The following is a 19,339-nucleotide window of genomic DNA, read 5'->3' as shown; positions in this document are numbered from 1 at the left end:
AGGAAGTTTTTTATTGCTTAAAGATTCTCCGAGGTACGAGGAGAATTATCTATAAATTAAAATAAAATTAAAGATAAATCAAAAAATAACATTTTATCCACAGGCTGTTGATGCTGTGGATAAAAAAATGTACTTAAATGTGCATTTTAGGACAAGCAGTTATGAAAATAAGACAAATTATGTAGAATTACTTGTTATTAGTAGTATAATTAACACATAATTAACAACTTATACACAGGCTGTCTGTGGACAATGTGGATAACTTGTAATATATTTATTAATATATAATAAAAGTAGGAGGTAAAAATGCGATATTTTTTAGTAATTATAATGATTTTATTGGTTATTGTAGTATACTATTTCGTCAATTACTATTTTAAAGAATCAGTAAAAATGAAAGTAGTTGATTATTCCAAATTATATAATAAATATTCCTCTGAAGGATTATTTAATAAGGATTACTATGAAGGTTTAAAAAAAGAAAAAATTGAAATTTTATCAGAGGATGGTTTTAGAATAAAAGGAATATATATTGAAGGCCAAAGTGAAGATAAGAGAACAATAATTTTTGTACACGGAATTACTGCTAATTTGAGTACATCGATAAAATTTATAGAAATGTTTCATAGTAAAGGGTGGAATGTTTTACTGTATGACCAAAGAAGACATGGAGAAAGTGAAGGAAACTATTCTACTTATGGATTTTATGAAAAGTTTGATTTAAATAAGTGGGTTCAATGGATAATTGAAAAAAATGGACAAGACTCTTTATTAGGGTTGCATGGAGTATCTATGGGTGCTGCAACAGTGCTTCAATATAATAGTATAAATAAATATGTTGATTTTATAATATCAGATTGTGGCTTTTCCGATTTAGATGAACAATTTAGGATAAGCATGAAGAAAGCCTTGAGTGTTTTATTGTTACCAGTGTATACATTTGCTAAAATAAGAATTTTAAGAAAAGCTAAATTTTCAGTGGATAAAGTTAAACCTATAGAAGACATAAAGACTTCAGATATCCCTATTTTATTTATCCATGGCAAAGAAGACAAATATGTACCCACATATATGAGTGAGAAAATGTACCAGGCTAAAAAAAATAATAAAGCTATTTATTTAGTAGATGGTGCAAAACACGCAGTGGCTTTTGATGTTGATAAAGAAAGATATGAGAAAGAAATATTTAGGTTTATTTATCATTATTTTCCTGAAATAAAGAAATAGTAAAAATAAAAAAAAGTAGCTGAGCTACTTTATAAATTATATTTTTTCTTCTTCAATTTCAATTGCATCTTGAGTATTAGGCGTTTCGATGTTTTTTAACTCGTCAATTTCAGAATTTAATTTAGATATATTTTCATTTAAAGTTACTTTTTCATTCTCTAATTGTGTAATTTGTTTAGTTGCTTTTTTTAGATTACCTCTTATTTTTAATTCTCTGTAAAATCCAAGAATTGCAAATATTATTGCTCCTGCAACAGCAGAAATAAAAATAACGAGAGCTTGTGAAACTTCTACATTAGCAAATAAAAAATTTACATTAACTGCTGTCGCATTTTGAAGAGCAAATATTGTTACTAGAATTGCGAATAATAGGGAAAAAATGAATCCTATTTGCATTGATTTACCACCTCTCACATGAATAGTATACTGTATTTATTATATATTATTCTTTATAAATGTAGAAAATCCTCTAAATTTAGCAAAAAATATATTAAATTTGTTGCTAATATATACTTGCAATAAGATTAGTTTTTCATTATAATTATACATAAATTAAATAAACGAAAAGCTTTGAAAGGTAGTAGTAAATAATAAAATGTTTATAGAGAGCTAATGTTTGGTGTAAGTTAGTAGCATTTTTCATTGAATCCGACCTAGAGCAATGTGAGGGTAATAAACTCATATCGGTTATCCGTTATCCGTAGAGGCTATGATTAGCAAAATAAGGTGGTACCACGTAGAAATATCTCCGTCCTTGTCTTTTAGACATGGGCGGATTTTTTTATTTAAATATAGTGTGAAGTGTGAAATGATGGATGATTTTCTCATTCTTCGAAAATCTTTTAATTAAATAGTCGATTTTGCTACGCAAAATCATCCTTAACTTCACACTACAGATTTCACACTTCACATTAGTATTGAATAAAATTTAAAAGAATAACTACACTCTTGAGTAATGTAATATTAAAAAAAGTAAAACAAAAAAGGGGGCTTTTATATGAGTAAAATACTTATGACTCCAGGACCAACTACGGTGCCAGATAGAGTTTTAAGAAAAATGAGTGAACCAGTATTACATCACAGAACTGATGAGTATAGCAAAATTTTTAGTGAAATGAGTGAAAAATTAAAATACGTATTTAGAACAAAAGGGGATGTTCTAACATTTACTTCATCTGGAACAGGTGCTATGGAAAGTTCAATTGTAAATATGTTTTCAAGAAATGATAAAGTTTTGGTTATATCTACTGGTGTATTTGGCGATAGATTTGCTAAGATTGCTGAGGCTTATGGCGTGCAGGTAGATCTCTTAAAAGTAGTATGGGGAAAAGCTGTAAGTATTGAAGAAATTAAAAAAAGATACAAAGAAGATTATAAAGGAATAATAGTAACGCATAACGAGACATCAACAGCAGTAGTTAATCCTATAAAGGAAATTGGCGATTTTATGAAAGATAAAGAAGGAGTATTGATTGTTGATTCTGTAAGTGGTCTTGGTGGTGTGGATATTAGAATGGATGAATGGAATATAGATGTTTTGATAACAGCTTCACAAAAGGCTTTAATGTCACCACCAGGGTTGGCTTTTGTAGGGGTTAGTGATAAGGCTTGGAGAAAAATAGAAACATCAGATTTACCTAAATTCTATTGGGACTATAAAGAAAACAGAAAGTTTTTACTCAAAGAAAAACCATTTAATCCATTCACACCAGCTGTTTCACTAGTGGCAGGGGTAAATGAAGCACTTTCAATGATACAAGAAGAGGGTTTAGAAAATGTACTTTTAAGGCATGAGATATATGCGAATAGAGTAAGAAACTGGGCAAAATCTAAGGGCCTAGTAGTATTTGGAGAAGAAAGTTGCAAATCAAACAATGTAACACCTATTATGACAGATAGAGCTAACGAAATAAAGAAGAAAATGTCAAAAGAATTTAATATAGAAATTGCAGGTGCAAAAGGCGAACTTAGCGGAAAAATGATAAGAATAGGTCATATGGGGTATGTTACAGAAGAGATGATTACGAGAACTATTGATTCACTAGACAAATGTTTCTTTTAAAACAAGAGTGCAATGATTTTTTAAATGTTCAATTAGCAATGTGCAATTAGCAATTAAGAATGATTTTGCTGCGCAAAATCTTTTAATAAACTTAATAATTAAAGATTTTCTAACCAAAGGGAAGAAAATCAACATCAATTGCAAATTGCAAATTGCAAATTATCTTTTGAAAAGCAATGTGCATTATCAATTATGTAATGAAGCAAATAATAAGATATAGAATTTAAATAAAGCAACAGAAGATTTTGTTTTAGATTAAAATTTTCTGACGTAAGGAAGAAAATTATCATTAATTGTGCATTGTGCATTGTGCATTGTGCATTATCTTTTAAAAGGGGGCATTAACATGGCAAAGGTAATTATTGCAGAGAAAATTGATGATTTAGGTATTGAGATGTTAAAGAAAGAATTTGATGTAGATGTTTGTATAGGAATAAGTAGAGAGGATTTGTTAGAGAAAATTCATGAATATGATGCTCTAATTGTGAGAAGTGCTACTAAGGTTAATGAAGAACTTTTAGAAAAAGGTGTAAAATTAAAAATAGTGGGAAGAGCAGGAAATGGAACAGACAATATAGATATTCCAGCAGCTACTAAAAAAGGAGTAATTATTGCAAATACACCTGATAGTAATAGTATTTCAGCATGTGAGTTAACTATAGGGCTAATGCTTGCTCAAGCTAGAGATATTGCTAGTGCAGATTTATCTTTAAAAGAATGTAAGTGGGAAAGAAATTCTTTTGAAGGAACAGAACTATTTAATAAAACTTTAGGAATTATAGGTCTTGGTAGAATTGGTTCATTAGTAGCTAGGAGAATGAAAGCTTTCGGAATGAATATAATAGGCTATGATCCGTATATTTCTCAAGATAGATTTGATAGATTTGATGTTCAGAAAAAAAATACATTAGAAGACTTATTAAAAGAGTCAGATTTTATTACGATTCATACACCTAGAACTGAAGAAACTATTGGAATGATAAGCTATAAAGAATTTGAAATAATGAAACCTAATGCAAGACTTACAAATGTTGCAAGAGGAAGAATTGTTGATGAAGAAGCCTTATATTATGCACTTAAAAATAATAAAATTGCCAGTGCTGGTTTAGATGTACATGAAAAAGAACCTAGAGGAAATTCTCCATTAAATGAATTATGTAATATTATAGTTACTCCTCATATTGGAGCTAATACTGTTGATGCACAACAAAATGTAGGCGAATCTATTGCAAGTCAAGTTATTAGTGGATTAAATGGGCAAATAGTTTTAAATGCAGTCAATCTTCCAGGAGTACATTTAGATGAGTTTGAAGCGATAAAACCTTACCTTAGAATGATGGAGAGGTTAGGAAAATTATATTATCAATTAAATAAAGAATCAGTAAAATATGTAGAGGTTACATACTGGGGAGATATTGCAAAAGCTGACACAGGACTAGTTAGTATAGCATTTTTAAAGGGTTTACTAGAACCTATTATGGGGGCATCTATTAATTATATTAATGCGAATATTTCAGCAGAAGCAGCTGGAATTGGAATTAGCTATAAGAAAATAAAAGAAAGTCATAAGAATTTTTCTAATCTAGTGGAGATTAAAATAATTAATAATAAAATGGAAGAGTTTACTATGTCAGGTGCTGTATCAACTAATGCAGAGGGTAAGTTAGTTAATTTGAATGGATATGAGGTTGATGTTAAATTGAGTAGATATATGTTATTTATTCAAAATAATGATGTGCCAGGGGTAATAGGGAGTGTAGGAACATTGATTGGTACATGTGGAATAAATGTAGCTACAATGCAAGTGGGTAGAGTGGTAAAAGGAGATAAAGCACTAATGCTTTTAAATATTGACGATGTAATTACAAAAGAAAATATTGCTAAGTTTAATGAAGTAAATGATATTATATGGGCAAAATCAGTAACTTTATAGGAGGAATAATTATGGCTATTATAAAAAGTTTTAAGGGAGTTCGTCCTAAAAAAGAATTAGCAGAAAAGGTAGCTGCATTGCCATATGATGTAATGAATAGTGATGAAGCAAGAGAAGTAGTTAAAAATAATCCATACTCTTTTCTGCATGTAGACAAAGCAGAAATTGATTTAGATGAGAATGTTAATTCTTATGATGAAAAGGTATATTTAAAAGCTAAAGAAAATTTAAATAATATGATAAATAAAAATATATTAAAAGAAGATACGGAATCAAGTTTATATGTATATAGATTAGTGATGAATGGTAGAAAACAAACAGGTTTAGTTTGCTGCTCTTCTGTAGATGATTATTTAAATAATATAGTAAAAAAACATGAACATACTAGAGAAGTTAAAGAAAATGATAGGATAAAGCATGTTAAATATTGTGAAGCTCAAACAGGACCTATATTCTTAACTTACAGGAATAAAGCTAATATAACAAGTATCATTGAAGAATGGACGGTTAACAATGCGCCTGATGTGAACTTTAAGGCTGAAGATGGAATTGAACATATTGCTTGGGAAATAAATGATGAGAAAATAATTTCATCTATAGTTAGCATGTTTAATGAAGTAGATTCATTATATATAGCAGATGGGCATCATAGATGTGCCTCTGCTGCAAAGGTTGCTTTAATGAGAAGGGAAGAATTAAAGGGATATACAGGAGAAGAAGAATTCAATTATTTTCTTTCAGTAATTTTCCCTGATGATGAATTATATATAATGGATTATAATCGAGTAGTATCTGATTTAAATGGTTTAAGTAAAATAGAATTTTTAAGTAGAATAGAAGGAAAATTTGATATTCAAAAAAATAGTGAAATGTATAAACCTTCTAATAAGGGCTGTTTTGGAATGTACTTAGAAGGAGAATGGTATAAATTAAAGGCAAAAAATGGATCATACGATTCTAACGATGAAGTTGCATCACTAGATGTTTCAATTTTACAAGAAAATTTATTACATCCTATACTGGGAATAGAAGATCCAAGAAAGGACGATAGGATAGATTTTGTTGGAGGAATTAGAGGGCTTGAAGAATTAGTTAAAAGAGTAGAAGGTGGAATGAAAGTAGCTTTTTCAATGTATCCTACAAGCATAAAAGAATTGATGGATATTGCAGATAAAAATGATGTTATGCCACCAAAATCAACTTGGTTTGAACCTAAGTTAAGAAGTGGTTTGTTTATTCATAACATTTAGTGTCTATAACCTACGATATTAATAGAAAAGAGATATTCTAGTTAAGCTAGAATATCTCTTTTTTTATGCATATTTTTAACATTATAAAAATTAAGTAATTTAAATAGCAGTAATATTTTAAAATATAGACTTATTATATAATAATAGCAAATCATAAAGAAATCCCGGCATAAACAGAGAAATTGGTAAAAAAAAGAATATAGTTTAGTGATAAATTTAATTATAAGAAAAAATTAATTAAATATTAATAAAATTATTGAAATTAACTTTGTTTTGTTGTAAAATTATTTTAACGAGGTGATAACATTGAATAGAAAATTTAATTTTATTAAAATATTAATTATAGCATTAGTAATTGTTTTGATTTCCAGCGTGGGATTTGTATCTGCCATTGATAAAGCATATCTTGCAGATAGATATGATGTGTCAAATGTTAAGTCATGGAAAATAACTTTTTCAGAGGGACTTGATAGGGAAACAATTGAAGGAAATATTAAAGTAGTTAATAGTGAAGGACAACAAATAGATGTTAAATTTACTTTATTAGAAGATAGTAAAACTTTAGTAATAGACCCTCCAGCAAAAGGGTACAAGCCTAATAGTGTATATTATTTGAAGTTGAATGCAAATGTAAAGTCAGTTAATGGAAAAAAATTAGAAGAAGAAATGACTATGAAGTTTGTACCTTCAAATAATTATAATGATGCTACTAATGATGAAAATTTGCCAATGGTTCAAAAAGTTAATACAAGTCAAAGTCCTGTAATTGCAAATAGTAATATTGATTTCAATATTACTTCAAATACAGATGCCAGTGTTCAATATAGGGTTTATATATTTAAATATCCTAATAATTATTACGATGCTCCTAACCAATATACATCTACAAATTATAGTGAGCTTACAGCTGGATTTACAGGTGCTACAAGTGGGACAAGCAGTTATAAATTTTCTGTTGAAAGTGGTTTATCTACAGGTAAATATCAAGCTGTAGTATATGTAAGAAGAGCTAATGAGGAAGGTTCTCATAAAAATGAATTAACTGATTACGATAATTATTATACATATTATTTTAATGTATTAGATAAAAATATTATAGCTACACCTAATGCAAATGAAACAATTACTTATACTAATTATACAAAAACTTTAGAAGAAGCAGCAGTAAACCAGTTTTCAAGTGGATTACCTGTTAATGATCATGGTAGCACATGGGTTAGAGCTAGTAAGGAAATTATAAAGTACTATATGAATCCAAGTAATTTTATTGATGATTATGGTAAATATCAATTTTTAGATCTTCATTACATGGAAGGTGTTACTGTAGAAGATTTAAATGGTATTCTCGCAGGAAAAGGTGTTTTAGAAGGAAAAGGTGAAGTATTTTTAAATGCAGCAAAAGATAATAATATAAATCCTATATATTTAATTTCTCATTCATTACTTGAGACAAACAATGGTAAATCTGTTTTAGTAAGCGGTATAGAAGTATCAGAGGTTGATGGTAATGCAGTTGAAGCAAAGGTAGCATATAATGCATTTGCAGTACATGCCTATGATGATAATCCAAACAAATATGGTTCAGAATATGCTTATCAGCAAGGATGGTTTACTGTAGATGATGCTATTAAAGGTGGAGCAGCTTATATAGGAAGTGGATACATTAATAATGCAAAATATAATCAAAATACTATTTATAAAATGAGATATAACATAGAAACTAGTTGGCATCAATATGCTACAGATATAGGATGGGCATATAAACAAATTAAAAATATAAAAACATTAATGGACAGTTGTACTGGAGCAAAACCAGTATTTGAAATACCAGTCTTTAAATAATAATAATGTGCAATTAGCAATTAGCAATTTGCAATTTAAGATGATTTTCTTCGTTCCTCAGAAAATCTTTGAATTAATAAAAAGAGTTCGCTTAGGCGAACTCTTTTTACTTTAAAATTTTTAATAAATTAAAAGCTTCTCGACCAAAGGGAGAGAAGCATCCACAATTGCATATTGCACATTGAAAATTATCTTTTAAAAGGCATTGCAAATTATCATTTTCCATTATCATTTATAGTATAACTAAAATCTTCTTCATCCATATATTTTTTGAATGCATTTATATTAACGGTAGAATTCGAGCTGTCACTTAACAAGATAAGAACATTACTTTTATTGGTAATATACTCGTTTTCTTTACAATATTCTACTAAAGAAATAAGTGCATCATTTATGTTTTCTAAGAAAGCTTGATTATCATTAGCAATTTGCAAACTAGCTTTAGAATAGCCTTCTACTTTAGTAACCTTGTTATATTTATTTACTTTTAATACAATTTTGTTAGGTGTTGAAATAATAACTGTAGATGTTGCTTTTAGATTGGAATGAATAAAAAAGATTGTCCAAATAATTATTGATAAAGAGATTAAGATTAATAGGCCTATATTTTTTAGACTGAAAGTTTTTTTAGGTTTTTTTTTATTTTTTTTATTGTAATACATTTCCATTTTTTCTTCTAATGATATTACTTTATTATTATTTTGTTTCATAAAATACCCCACTTTTGAAAGATTATTATGTTCAAGTCTGCTATAATAAAATTATCATTCTATATCATTAAAAAGTCAATAAATAGTTTTTGTGAAGGAGAATATAATGGATAAATTAAATTCTATAGAAGATATTAATAGAGTAATTACAAATGGTAAAATAGTAGTTATATATGTCACATCATCTAAATGTAGTGTTTGTAGTGTTATAAAACCTAAATTAGATGATATAATTAATACTATGCCAAAAATTGAAGGTTATGAAATATCAATAGATGAGGTAAGTACTATTGCAGGAGAATTATCAATTTTTACACTTCCGGCTATTTTGGTTTTTATAGAAGGGCAAGAAGTAATTAGAGAAGCTAGATTTATAAGTTTAGATATTTTAGAGGCAAAATTGAAAAGATATTATGAAATGTTATACTAAAAAATATTTATTTGAGGTGTTATTATGGATAATGAAGAGGTGTATGTGAAAATATTTAAAGCATTAGCTCATCCTATAAGAATTAACATAATTAAAATGCTTAAGGATGGTTCAAGATGTGTTTGTGAACTAAATGAGTTAGTTGAATATAGCCAATCAAATTTATCTCAGCATTTGAAAATATTAAAAGATGTAGGAATATTAAAAGCACATAAAGAAGGATTAAAAATAATTTATTGTATAAAAGATGAGAGATGTATTGAACTTTTAGATTTAGCGCAGCAAATGACAATGGATAGGATAAAAGCCTTAAATAAAAACATATAACCGAGTAATATTACTCGGTTATATTAATATTTGATATTATTTCATCATACTATAATAGTGTTTTTTCTCTATTACTACTGGGTGCTCAAAATCACCTTTAAGTTCTTTGTTTTTGTCAATAATTACATTTTTATCAATAATAACATTTTCTAGTTTTGCGCCTTCTTTTATTGTACAGTTCTGCATAATAATACAATTTTTAATCTGTGCTCCTTTTTCAACAACACAACGTCTATGTAGAACACTATTCTGCACAGTACCTTCTATTACACAACCATTGGCAACCATTGAATTATTTACTGAGGAAGAATTACCATACCTTGTTGGAGGAGCATCTTTCACTTTGGTCCATATAGTTCTTTCTGCGAAGAACAATTCTTTGTTTATTCTAGGTTTAAGCATATCCATATTTATTTTATAGAAATTAGTTAGAGAATTAACACATTCTAAATATCCTTCAAAACTATATGAGTTTACAGATAAGTTAGATACATTTAAATAGATATATTCTCTTATGGAATTATAATATCCTGTAGAAATACAAGTACTTAACATATCTAAAAGGCATTCTTTTTTTATTATCATCATATTCATTGAAATATTTAAATTTTCAATGGTTCCAATATTTCTTCCAACACTCAAAACAGTTCCATCTTCATCTAGGTTTAGAGTATTGCAATCAAGAAATTGATTTTTCCCATCGCATATTTTTTTATAAATCATTGTAATATCTTTCCCAGATTTTTCATGAAATTCTATGGCTTTTTTATAATCTAAGTTACATATCATATTAGAAAAAGAATAGATAACCTGATTCTGCTTACTTCTATAAAAATACTCTAGATTATTTTTCATCATTTGTATATCATTTCGTTTAGATGATCCATCATTAGAATTGAAAAGAAAAAGTCCGTTAAGTCTTCTATCCAAATCAAAATCTTTGCCTGAACCTAAATGGTCCATTAGAGATCTGGAATTACTACTTGTAAAGATACCAACGTTTTTTATTCCTGCATTAACCATATTAGAAAGAGCAAAATCAATGATTCTATACCTTCCACCTATAGGTATTGATGCTAAAGGCCTTGATCTTGTTAAGTTTTTTAAGTTTGAATCATCTTCAATAAGACTAATGATGCCCATATAATCTTTTATCATAGTATCACCTCCAGTAAATTATTTTATTATTGAATTTGATTTGATTTCTTCATTATCTGCAATAACAGTTATATCCTCAGAATTACCAATTACACTATTTTTTCGTATGGTAACATCATTACTAATAATGGCTTTTCTGATAATTACATTATCACCAATTCTAGTATTTGACATTATTACAGAGTCTTCAATTATAGTGTTTTTACCTACATGGACGCCAGGGAAAAGAACAGACCTTGAAACATCACCAAAAACTGTGCACCCTTCAACTAATAAAGAATCCTTTATTTTTGCGTTTGGTCCAATATATTGAGGTGGTTTGTTTGGATTAACAGTATATATTTTCCAATCCTTATCATAAATATTTAATTTATTTTCTGGGTCTATTAAATCCATATTAGCTTCCCAATAGCTTTCAAGAGTCCCTACATCTTTCCAATATCCTTTAAAAGGATACGCATATAGTTTGTTTTCGTCGGCTAATAATTTTGGAATAATATTTTTGCCAAAATCATGACTTGAATTTTTATCTTTTGCATCGTTAATTAGGTATTTCCTTAGAATTTTCCAATTAAAAATATAAATACCCATTGAGGCATTAGTACTTTTAGGATTGGCTGGTTTTTCTTCGAATTCATAAATTGTATTGTCCTCATTGGCATTCATTATACCGAATCTTGAAGCTTCTTCTAAAGTTACTTGAATAACAGCTATTGTTGCAGCAGCTTCTTTTTCTTTATGGTATTTTAACATTTTGGAATAATCCATTTTATAAATATGATCTCCAGATAGAACAAAAATATATTCAGGATCAAAAGTATCTACATAATTAATATTCTGGTATATAGCATCTGCCGTTCCACTATACCAATAACCACCATCTTGTTTCATGTGGGGTGGTAGAGAACTAATCCCCCCATTATTTCTGTCTAAGTCCCATGGAGTTCCAATACCTAAATGGGTATTTAAAGTATGAGGTTGATATTGAGTTAAAATTCCAATTGTATCAATACCAGAATTAGAACAATTACTAAGAGTGAAATCTATAATTCTATATTTTCCACCAAAAGGGACAGCAGGTTTTGCATTTGTTGTTGTTAAAGATTTTAATCTAGAGCCTTGTCCACCTGCTAATATCATAGCCATTGTTTCTTTTTTTAGCATTCAGTTCACCATCCTTTTCTGTTGAATTAAATATTTTATTTAGCTAAAATCATTCATACTACTATATTACAATATTTAGTAAAATCATTCAACAAAATAGTAAAAATATGTATGCTAATTCATAAAAAAATATCACTCTATACATGAAAGAATTATAATAACTAAGTTGAATGAAGAGTATTAAATAATTTATTAAACGTTTACACAAATAAAATAATTATACCTATAATTATTTTATCATACCTAAGTAATTATTTATATCTATTATAGCTATAAAAATAATAAAAATAACAATAATATAATATAGAGTGTTTTATTAATTTATTTAAAGAATGGAGAGTAGATATGAGTAGAAAATTAATTATAGTAGTGGAATTAGTAATTATTAGTTCATTAATTTCGGCATGTATGGGTGAAAAAGTTAATATGTCTTTAAAATTGAAAAAAGGGGATAGGTTTTCGATAGAATATTTAAGTGAAGAAGAAATTGATAATAGCATTAAAGAAATAATTAATTTTAGTAAGTTAAAAAAAGAGATTAAATATAATTGCGAAGTGGTAGATATAGATGATAATAAAAACAGTAAAATAAATGTAAAGTTTGATGAAGTTTCTTTTTATTTATTATCAAATGATGGAAATAGCATAGAATATACTTCCCAATTGATAGAACAACAGGATAATTTATTGTTTGCATTTTTTTCTTCCTTAATAGATAAATCTTTTGAGGTTTACATAGGAGAAAACGGTAAGGTAGATAAGATAATTGGATTAGATAAAATAATTGAAGATGGATTCGCAATGATAAATACTGAGGTAATTAATAATTTTGAACAATATAAACAGATTATTTCAAAGGAATTTAGTAGTGAAAGCATGAAAACAAACTTAAATAGTATGAATTCATTTTATAATAGTGAGAACTTAAAAGTAGGATCTAGTTTTGAAAAAGAAAGTGATTTGAAAATAATAGTACATTTAATGTCTAATAATAAGTATGAATTAGAAGATGTTTCTGATAATAGTGCTAAGATAAAGTTGAGTAGTATCATAAAAACCAAGCCTGAAAATGATACGATCGTAGTAGGGGAAAATAATTATGCAGTAGATATTGAAGGAGAGCAAAATGGGTTTATAGTATTAGATAAAGATTCATCATTGATGAAAGAATATAATACAAATTATGAACTAACAGGAATGATTAAAATTACATCTGGAAATCCAGAAAAGGGAGCAAGAGAAATACCATTAGTTATAAAAGGAAAGACAGAGGTTATAATCAGAAAATAGAATATTACCAACATATTGATTAGATATAATAGAATATTGTCATGAATTAAATTATAATTAACTTAGATTATGATTTAACATAATATGTTTTGAGGAGGAAATTATATGATAAAAGTTACTGAACGATTTTTAGAATATGTAAAACATAATACTAAGTCGGATGATGAATCAGAAACGGTTCCATCAACTAGTGTACAGTTGGAATTTGCCAAATTTCTTAATGAGGAATTACAAAGTTTAGGTATGGAAAATATTTCTTTGGATGATAAGGGGTATCTTATGGCAGAGTTACCTTCAAATACAAAAAAGAAAATACCAACAGTAGGATTTATTGCACATATGGATACATCACCTGATATTTCTGGCGAAGGAGTTAAACCTAAAATTGTTAAAAATTATGATGGAAAAGATATAATTCTTAATGAAGAAAATAATATAGTGCTATCTCCAAAAGATTTTCCGGAAATAAAAAAATATATAGGTCAGGATTTAATTACTACAGATGGAAATACTTTATTAGGAGCCGATGATAAGGCAGGAATAGCAGAAATTATTACTGCAATGGAATTTTTGATGGAGAATCCTGATATAGAACATGGATGCATAAAAATAGGATTTACTCCTGACGAGGAAATTGGTAGGGGTGCAGATTATTTTGATGTTGAAAAATTTAGAGCAGATTTTGCCTATACAATGGACGGTGGGGAAATTGGCGAATTAGAATATGAAAATTTTAATGCAGCAAGGGCAGATATTAATATAAAAGGAAGAAATGTTCATCCAGGAACCGCTAAAAATAAGATGATAAATTCAATTTCTATAGGCAATGAATTAGTAGGGTTACTTCCTAAAGAGCAAGTCCCAGAAAAAACAGAAGGATATGAGGGCTTTTATTTATTAATGGGCTTTGAAGGAACAGTAGAGAACACAAAGCTTAAATTTATAATAAGAGACCATGATAGGGAAAAATTTGAAAACAAGAAAAAGATAATGAAAGATATCGAAGTAAAACTAAATAATAAATATGGAAAAGATACTGTTGAAATACAAATAAAAGATCAATATTATAACATGAAGGAAAAGTTAGAGCCTGTAATGCATATTGTAGAGGCAGCTTCTGAAGCAATGAAGACTTCAGGTGTAACTCCACTAATTCAGCCTATTAGAGGTGGAACTGACGGAGCTAGACTATCCTTTATGGGTCTACCTACTCCTAATATTTTCACAGGTGGTCATAATTTTCATGGAAGATATGAATATATACCTATAAATTCTATGGAAAAAGCAGTAGAGGTAATTATAAACATAGTTAAATATTATAGTAATAAGTAAAACTCATTTTATTAATTATCAATTAGCAATTTGCAATTAGCAATTAATGATGATTCTCTTCATGCCTCAGAGAATCTAAAATAAAAAAATTTTAAGCTCTATTAAAGCATAGAAATATGTTTTGATAGGGCTTTTTATTATAGAATTATTGAGTTGTAAAGTATTGTTATATTAATAAAAATTATTATTTAATGTGTGAAATGTGGAATGTGAAGTGTGAAGTTAAGGATGATTTTGCTACGCAAAATTTTTGAATTAATTTAATAGAAAAGATTTTCTGATCAAAGGGAAGAAAATCAACAACAATTGCAAATTGATTATAAAAATAACTTATTAATAAAATGAATTGTACAAACATAGATATATATAAATAATAAGGAATAAAAAGAGGTAAGAAATGATTAATTTTATTTGGTTTTTCTTAATAGCTGTAGGGATTGTTATTGGACTAGCTACAGGAAATGGTGAAATAATATCAAAGTCAGTTATTACAGCTACAGAAGATTCTGTTCAATTAATAATAGGGCTTATAGGTATAATGTGTCTCTGGAGTGGAATAATGAAAATTGCTCAAAAGAGTGGAATTACAGATAAATTAGCAAAAATACTTAGCCCAATACTTAAATTAATATTTACAGATATGCCGCCTAAAGCTATGAGTAGTGTTCTTTTAAATCTTACTTCCAATATGTTAGGTTTATCTAATGCAGCAACTCCATTTGGTGTTAAAGCTATGGAAGAAATGCAGAGGGAAAATAAAGATAAAGAAAGAGCAACAAATGATATGGCTCTATTTTTAGTTTTAAATGCAGCCTGTATACAGCTTATTCCTACATCAGTTATTTCTATGCGTGCTGCCTGCGGTTCAGAAAATCCTGGAGTAATAATAATACCAGCAACAATAGCGACGGGTTTTGCAGCTGTAATGGGGGTTGTTTATTGTAAGATACTTCAAAGATTTTTTTAATGTGCAATTTGCAATTAGCAATTTTTAATTAAGGAAGATTTTGCATAGCAAAATCTTTGATTTAATAAAAAATAAAGATTCTCGACCAAAGGTAGAGAATTATCAATAATTGCACATTGCACATTGCTAATTGCAAATTAGTATTTAGTTGTGTATTGTGCATTGATAAGAGGTGTTAGTATGAAATACATAGTAATTTCTATTATCCCTCTTCTAATCCTAGGAATTGTTTCTTATGGAATAGTAAAGGGAGTTAAAGTGTATGAATGCTTTATTGAAGGGGCTAAAGAAGGGCTCGTTTTATGTTTTAATATTTATCCATATTTGCTGGCAATGTTACTTGCTGTAGGTATATTTAGAGATTCTGGAGGACTTCATTTTTTTATAAATCTAGTTAAACCCTTGGTAAGCATTATAGGGTTACCACCGGAAGTTGTCCCTCTAGTTATGATAAAACCTCTTTCAGGAAGTGGCGCTCAAGGTGTATTCTTATCTATTTTAAAAGATTATGGAGCAGATAGTTATATAGGACTTGTAGCATCAATTATTATAGGTACAACAGAAACAATTTTTTATACCCTTACAGTATATTTTGGGGCTATAAATATAAAAAGAATTCGGCATACATTATGGGCAGCTATACTTGCAGATATAACTGCTGTTATTGCGGCTGTGACTATTTCTAGGATGTTCTTTTTGAAATAGACTAATTAAAAAAATGCACAATGCACAATTAAGGATGACTTCTTCATTCTTCTGAAGTCTTTAAATTAATTAAAGATTCTCCGAGGTACGAGGAGAATCATCATTAATTGCAAATTGCAAATTGAACATTGAAAATTAATAAAGAAGGAATACTTTATATAAAAACATAACTTTTGCTTATCAACAACTCTTTAAAACATAGCTTTTGCATATCAATAAAAGCATTGAGTAGATTTAGAAGATATGGTATTATAAATTTAAGTTTATATGCATAAGAATGTATGGTTATACAATGATATATTAACTAGCAAAGGGGATGTAAAGTAATGTTTAGGATAAAAGTTCCAGCTACTACTGCAAATATGGGACCTGGATTTGATTCTTTTGGTATGGCGCTAGGAATAAGTAATGTATTTGAATTTGAGGAAATAGATAAGGGCTTTGAATTTTACATTGAAGGTAAGGAAACGGATATAGCCATTGAGGATAATCTTATTTTTAATACTTTGTTTCAAGTTCTTAATAAATATAATTATTCTTTTAGAGGAATAAAACTTAATATATCAGAATGTCCAGTTCCTTTATCTAGAGGTCTTGGTAGTAGTGCAACTTGTATAGTAGCAGCTGTGCTTGCGGCCAATATTCTAATGGATGGGAAGATGACACAAGAAGAAATCATAGAGGAAATTGTACAGGCGGAAGGTCATCCAGACAATGTAGTTCCAGCTCTTTTAGGTGGAATGGTAGTATCGATGATGGCTGACGAAAAAGTGATTTATTCAGAAGTGAAAGTGCCTGACAATATTTCTTTTGTAGTAATGATACCTAACTTTAAAACTAGTACAGAAGAAGCAAGAGAGGTTCTTCCAGAAAAATATACTAGGGAAGAGTGTGTTTATAATCATTCTAGAACTGCTATGCTAGTAAATGCTTTTAATACAGGAAAACTTGATAATTTAAGATTATTTATGATGGATAAAATTCATCAAGAATATAGAAAAAAACTGATAACTAATTCTGATTTGATATTTGAAAAATCTAAAGAATTCGGTGCTTTAGCGGAATTTGTAAGCGGTTCAGGATCGACTTTGATTTCAATAATAAAAAATGATGATTGTGATTTCATAGATAAAATGACAGAGTTCTTAAGTGGTTTAGATGATGAATGGAAGATAATTAAACTAAAACCTGATTATGAAGGAGCCACACTTTTTAAGTGTGAAGTGTGAAGTGCGTTTCTTTTAAAATCTTAGAGTGCTTCTCAAAGAGAAGAGTGTAATTTGCAATGTGCAATTTGCAATGTGCAATTTGCAATTAAGGAAGCTTCTCGACTTAGGGTCGAGAAGCTCTTGTTTTCGTTTTTAATAAATTAAAGATTCTCCGAGGAACGAGGAGAATTATCATTAATTGTGCATTGTGCATTTTCTTTTATCCTTTATCTTTTAATCAGTAGTGGCCTGATTTAAAACTCCTATTAAATATAAAGACAATAGCTATTGCTTCAAATAACCATTGTATTGCAGTTATCCACCAAACATACACAACAGGGTATTTCAGATAATAAATAAATATTATCATCAATGGTAATCTAATAAGCCAACTTGAAATAAATGATACTTTGAAGGGGCCTTTCGTGTTACCAGAACCTTTTAATGCGCCACCTAAGACCATTGATATAGCAATAGGTATTTGCTCGAGGGCAGCTACTTTTAAGCAAAGAGCACCTAATTCAATAACTTCTGTACTAGTTTTTTCTATAAATAATGATACTAAAAATCTAGGAAACAAGAAAAATAGAAGAGCACAAAATGCCATAGTTAAGACACCGAATAAGGTGGAAATATAAGAATATTCTTTTGCTTTTTTATAATTATTTTCACCAATTGCTTGTCCGGCAAGTGTTGTAGATGCTACGGCAAATCCCCAGCCAGGCATGAATGAAAGTGATTCTATCGTAGTTGCTATTTGGTTTGATGCAAAGGCAATTTTACCAGAATACATAATTATGAAAATACACAGTAACCGGCTTATATCTAAAGAAGCCTCTTGCATTGAAGACGGTATAGCTAATTTTACGACTTCTATAATATCATGCCTTTTTATCTCTTTAACTAATCTAAAATTAATTTTAATTTTGGATTTCTTTATTATATATATAGTTATGAATAAAAATCCACATATATGTGCCACTAGAGTAGCAATGGCAGCACCTTTAACTCCTAAAGTAGGAAAAACCCAAAATCCAAAGATAAGTACAACATCTAAGCTTAAGTTTATTATATTTATAATAACAGACACTATTAATGGGGTGACAGTGTTACCATATCCTCGTAGAACTCCATTTAGCATACTTGTAAGCATATTGAAAAAAAGTCCAATAGAAACAATTTTAATATATATATTTGATAAATATAGTATTTCACCAGTAGCATTAGCAAAGGTTAATATATTTTTTGAAAATAAGAATATGGATAAAGATATTATTAGAGAAATAAGTAATCCTAATATAAAACCTATAGTTGCGTATTTTTCTGCTAAATCTTTTCTTTTTTCACCAGTTTTTCTTGCAACAAGTGAAGTTATTGCAACTGATAAACCCACAGATATGAAAATATTTACAAAAGTATATAGTATCTCTGAGGATAAACCGACGGCACTTACAGCATCTTCACCACCAAAATTCCCAACCATCATTGTATCAAATACCCATATCATCATATATAAAATCATTTCACCTACAGCTGGAATTGCTAGCTTTAAAACTTCTTTGATCATTTTTTTATTAAACATTGAGTTTTCTCCTAAATTTTTATCTATACCGTTAAATATTAGTATAAAATTTGAATAATAGCAATTTATAATAAAAATGCACAATGCACAATGCACAATGCACAATGCAGTGCGTCCAGCTAAGCTGGACCATACTAACTGATGAAAGTTCA

The 19,339-nt window shown here is 28.6% G+C and carries 17 protein-coding genes and 1 other annotated feature; of the genes, 12 read left to right on the top strand and 5 right to left on the bottom strand.

Annotated features, from left to right (window positions below; translation table 11 throughout):
• The first annotated feature begins 306 nt into the window (after positions 1 to 306).
• On the top strand, positions 307 to 1,227 hold the full coding sequence (locus ACVHXK_RS07295; RefSeq protein ID WP_461205718.1) for an alpha/beta hydrolase: 921 nt from the start codon (positions 307 to 309) through the stop codon (positions 1,225 to 1,227).
• 36 nt (positions 1,228 to 1,263) lie between these two features.
• Here ACVHXK_RS07295 and ACVHXK_RS07290 read toward each other — a convergent pair whose 3' ends face one another.
• Entirely contained in the window at positions 1,264 to 1,623 is a 360-nt protein-coding gene (locus ACVHXK_RS07290; protein WP_461205717.1) for a LapA family protein, read from the bottom strand.
• 165 nt (positions 1,624 to 1,788) lie between these two features.
• Positions 1,789 to 1,986, top strand: a binding site (T-box leader).
• Positions 1,987 to 2,224: 238 nt separating this feature from the next.
• Here ACVHXK_RS07290 and ACVHXK_RS07285 point away from each other — a divergent pair.
• From ACVHXK_RS07285 to ACVHXK_RS07270, 4 genes are all read left to right on the top strand, one after another.
• On the top strand, positions 2,225 to 3,289 hold the full coding sequence (locus ACVHXK_RS07285; protein WP_461205716.1) for a pyridoxal-phosphate-dependent aminotransferase family protein: 1,065 nt from the start codon (positions 2,225 to 2,227) through the stop codon (positions 3,287 to 3,289).
• A gap of 346 nt (positions 3,290 to 3,635) precedes the next feature.
• Positions 3,636 to 5,222, top strand: a complete 1,587-nt coding sequence (gene serA, locus ACVHXK_RS07280; RefSeq protein ID WP_461205715.1) for a phosphoglycerate dehydrogenase — start codon at positions 3,636 to 3,638, stop codon at positions 5,220 to 5,222.
• An 11-nt stretch (positions 5,223 to 5,233) separates the two neighbouring features.
• A complete protein-coding gene (locus tag ACVHXK_RS07275) occupies positions 5,234 to 6,472 on the top strand; it encodes a DUF1015 domain-containing protein (RefSeq protein WP_461205714.1) in 1,239 nt (412 codons plus the stop codon).
• A gap of 306 nt (positions 6,473 to 6,778) precedes the next feature.
• Entirely contained in the window at positions 6,779 to 8,314 is a 1,536-nt protein-coding gene (locus ACVHXK_RS07270; RefSeq protein ID WP_461205713.1) for an Ig-like domain-containing protein, read from the top strand.
• A gap of 215 nt (positions 8,315 to 8,529) precedes the next feature.
• Here ACVHXK_RS07270 and ACVHXK_RS07265 read toward each other — a convergent pair whose 3' ends face one another.
• A complete protein-coding gene (locus tag ACVHXK_RS07265; protein ID WP_461205712.1) occupies positions 8,530 to 9,024 on the bottom strand; it encodes a hypothetical protein in 495 nt (164 codons plus the stop codon).
• A gap of 106 nt (positions 9,025 to 9,130) precedes the next feature.
• On the opposite strand from ACVHXK_RS07265, the gene ACVHXK_RS07260 reads away from it, so the two are divergent.
• Together ACVHXK_RS07260 and ACVHXK_RS07255 are read left to right on the top strand one after the other, a co-directional pair.
• Complete coding sequence (locus ACVHXK_RS07260; RefSeq protein WP_461205711.1) at positions 9,131 to 9,454, top strand: thioredoxin family protein; 324 nt, start codon at positions 9,131 to 9,133, stop codon at positions 9,452 to 9,454.
• A gap of 24 nt (positions 9,455 to 9,478) precedes the next feature.
• Entirely contained in the window at positions 9,479 to 9,781 is a 303-nt protein-coding gene (locus ACVHXK_RS07255; protein ID WP_461205710.1) for an ArsR/SmtB family transcription factor, read from the top strand.
• Between the two features lie 36 nt (positions 9,782 to 9,817).
• On the opposite strand, the gene glgD is transcribed toward ACVHXK_RS07255, so the two are convergent.
• Both glgD and ACVHXK_RS07245 read right to left on the bottom strand, forming a co-directional pair.
• Entirely contained in the window at positions 9,818 to 10,939 is a 1,122-nt protein-coding gene (gene glgD, locus ACVHXK_RS07250; protein WP_461205709.1) for a glucose-1-phosphate adenylyltransferase subunit GlgD, read from the bottom strand.
• Between the two features lie 18 nt (positions 10,940 to 10,957).
• On the bottom strand, positions 10,958 to 12,103 hold the full coding sequence (locus ACVHXK_RS07245; RefSeq protein WP_461205708.1) for a glucose-1-phosphate adenylyltransferase: 1,146 nt from the start codon (positions 12,101 to 12,103) through the stop codon (positions 10,958 to 10,960).
• A gap of 345 nt (positions 12,104 to 12,448) precedes the next feature.
• On the opposite strand from ACVHXK_RS07245, the gene ACVHXK_RS07240 reads away from it, so the two are divergent.
• From ACVHXK_RS07240 to thrB, 5 genes are all read left to right on the top strand, one after another.
• Positions 12,449 to 13,393: a DUF6263 family protein gene (locus ACVHXK_RS07240; protein WP_461205707.1), complete on the top strand. Its 945-nt coding sequence runs from the start codon at positions 12,449 to 12,451 to the stop codon at positions 13,391 to 13,393.
• 105 nt (positions 13,394 to 13,498) lie between these two features.
• Positions 13,499 to 14,725, top strand: a complete 1,227-nt coding sequence (gene pepT, locus ACVHXK_RS07235) for a peptidase T (RefSeq protein WP_461205706.1) — start codon at positions 13,499 to 13,501, stop codon at positions 14,723 to 14,725.
• A gap of 397 nt (positions 14,726 to 15,122) precedes the next feature.
• On the top strand, positions 15,123 to 15,692 hold the full coding sequence (locus ACVHXK_RS07230) for a nucleoside recognition domain-containing protein (RefSeq protein WP_461205705.1): 570 nt from the start codon (positions 15,123 to 15,125) through the stop codon (positions 15,690 to 15,692).
• Positions 15,693 to 15,872: 180 nt separating this feature from the next.
• Positions 15,873 to 16,397 carry a spore maturation protein gene (locus ACVHXK_RS07225; protein WP_461205704.1) on the top strand — a complete coding sequence of 175 codons (525 nt, stop codon included), beginning with the start codon at positions 15,873 to 15,875 and terminating at the stop codon, positions 16,395 to 16,397.
• 326 nt (positions 16,398 to 16,723) lie between these two features.
• Entirely contained in the window at positions 16,724 to 17,626 is a 903-nt protein-coding gene (gene thrB / locus ACVHXK_RS07220) for a homoserine kinase (RefSeq protein WP_461205703.1), read from the top strand.
• Positions 17,627 to 17,843: 217 nt separating this feature from the next.
• On the opposite strand, the gene ACVHXK_RS07215 is transcribed toward thrB, so the two are convergent.
• Positions 17,844 to 19,187 (bottom strand): MATE family efflux transporter, encoded by a 1,344-nt coding sequence (locus tag ACVHXK_RS07215; protein ID WP_461205702.1) that lies wholly within the window; start codon positions 19,185 to 19,187, stop codon positions 17,844 to 17,846.
• Positions 19,188 to 19,339: the final 152 nt, after the last annotated feature.

This window comes from Clostridium sp. DL1XJH146 (assembly GCF_054819755.1).
This window is presented reverse-complemented; position numbering and strand designations above follow the sequence as displayed.

Excerpts from the sequence above, each read along its gene's own strand:
- ACVHXK_RS07245 (WP_461205708.1), bottom strand. The coding sequence starts at position 12,103 with ATGCTAAAAAAAGAAACAATGGCTATGATATTAGCAGGTGGACAAGGC.
- ACVHXK_RS07230 (WP_461205705.1), top strand. The coding sequence starts at position 15,123 with ATGATTAATTTTATTTGGTTTTTCTTAATAGCTGTAGGGATTGTTATT.
- ACVHXK_RS07260 (WP_461205711.1), top strand. The coding sequence starts at position 9,131 with ATGGATAAATTAAATTCTATAGAAGATATTAATAGAGTAATTACAAAT.
- pepT (WP_461205706.1), top strand. The coding sequence starts at position 13,499 with ATGATAAAAGTTACTGAACGATTTTTAGAATATGTAAAACATAATACT.
- ACVHXK_RS07265 (WP_461205712.1), bottom strand. The coding sequence starts at position 9,024 with ATGAAACAAAATAATAATAAAGTAATATCATTAGAAGAAAAAATGGAA.
- ACVHXK_RS07295 (WP_461205718.1), top strand. The coding sequence starts at position 307 with ATGCGATATTTTTTAGTAATTATAATGATTTTATTGGTTATTGTAGTA.
- serA (WP_461205715.1), top strand. The coding sequence starts at position 3,636 with ATGGCAAAGGTAATTATTGCAGAGAAAATTGATGATTTAGGTATTGAG.
- ACVHXK_RS07255 (WP_461205710.1), top strand. The coding sequence starts at position 9,479 with ATGGATAATGAAGAGGTGTATGTGAAAATATTTAAAGCATTAGCTCAT.
- ACVHXK_RS07290 (WP_461205717.1), bottom strand. The coding sequence starts at position 1,623 with ATGCAAATAGGATTCATTTTTTCCCTATTATTCGCAATTCTAGTAACA.
- ACVHXK_RS07225 (WP_461205704.1), top strand. The coding sequence starts at position 15,873 with ATGAAATACATAGTAATTTCTATTATCCCTCTTCTAATCCTAGGAATT.
- ACVHXK_RS07285 (WP_461205716.1), top strand. The coding sequence starts at position 2,225 with ATGAGTAAAATACTTATGACTCCAGGACCAACTACGGTGCCAGATAGA.
- glgD (WP_461205709.1), bottom strand. The coding sequence starts at position 10,939 with ATGATAAAAGATTATATGGGCATCATTAGTCTTATTGAAGATGATTCA.
- ACVHXK_RS07240 (WP_461205707.1), top strand. The coding sequence starts at position 12,449 with ATGAGTAGAAAATTAATTATAGTAGTGGAATTAGTAATTATTAGTTCA.
- ACVHXK_RS07275 (WP_461205714.1), top strand. The coding sequence starts at position 5,234 with ATGGCTATTATAAAAAGTTTTAAGGGAGTTCGTCCTAAAAAAGAATTA.
- thrB (WP_461205703.1), top strand. The coding sequence starts at position 16,724 with ATGTTTAGGATAAAAGTTCCAGCTACTACTGCAAATATGGGACCTGGA.
- ACVHXK_RS07215 (WP_461205702.1), bottom strand. The coding sequence starts at position 19,187 with ATGTTTAATAAAAAAATGATCAAAGAAGTTTTAAAGCTAGCAATTCCA.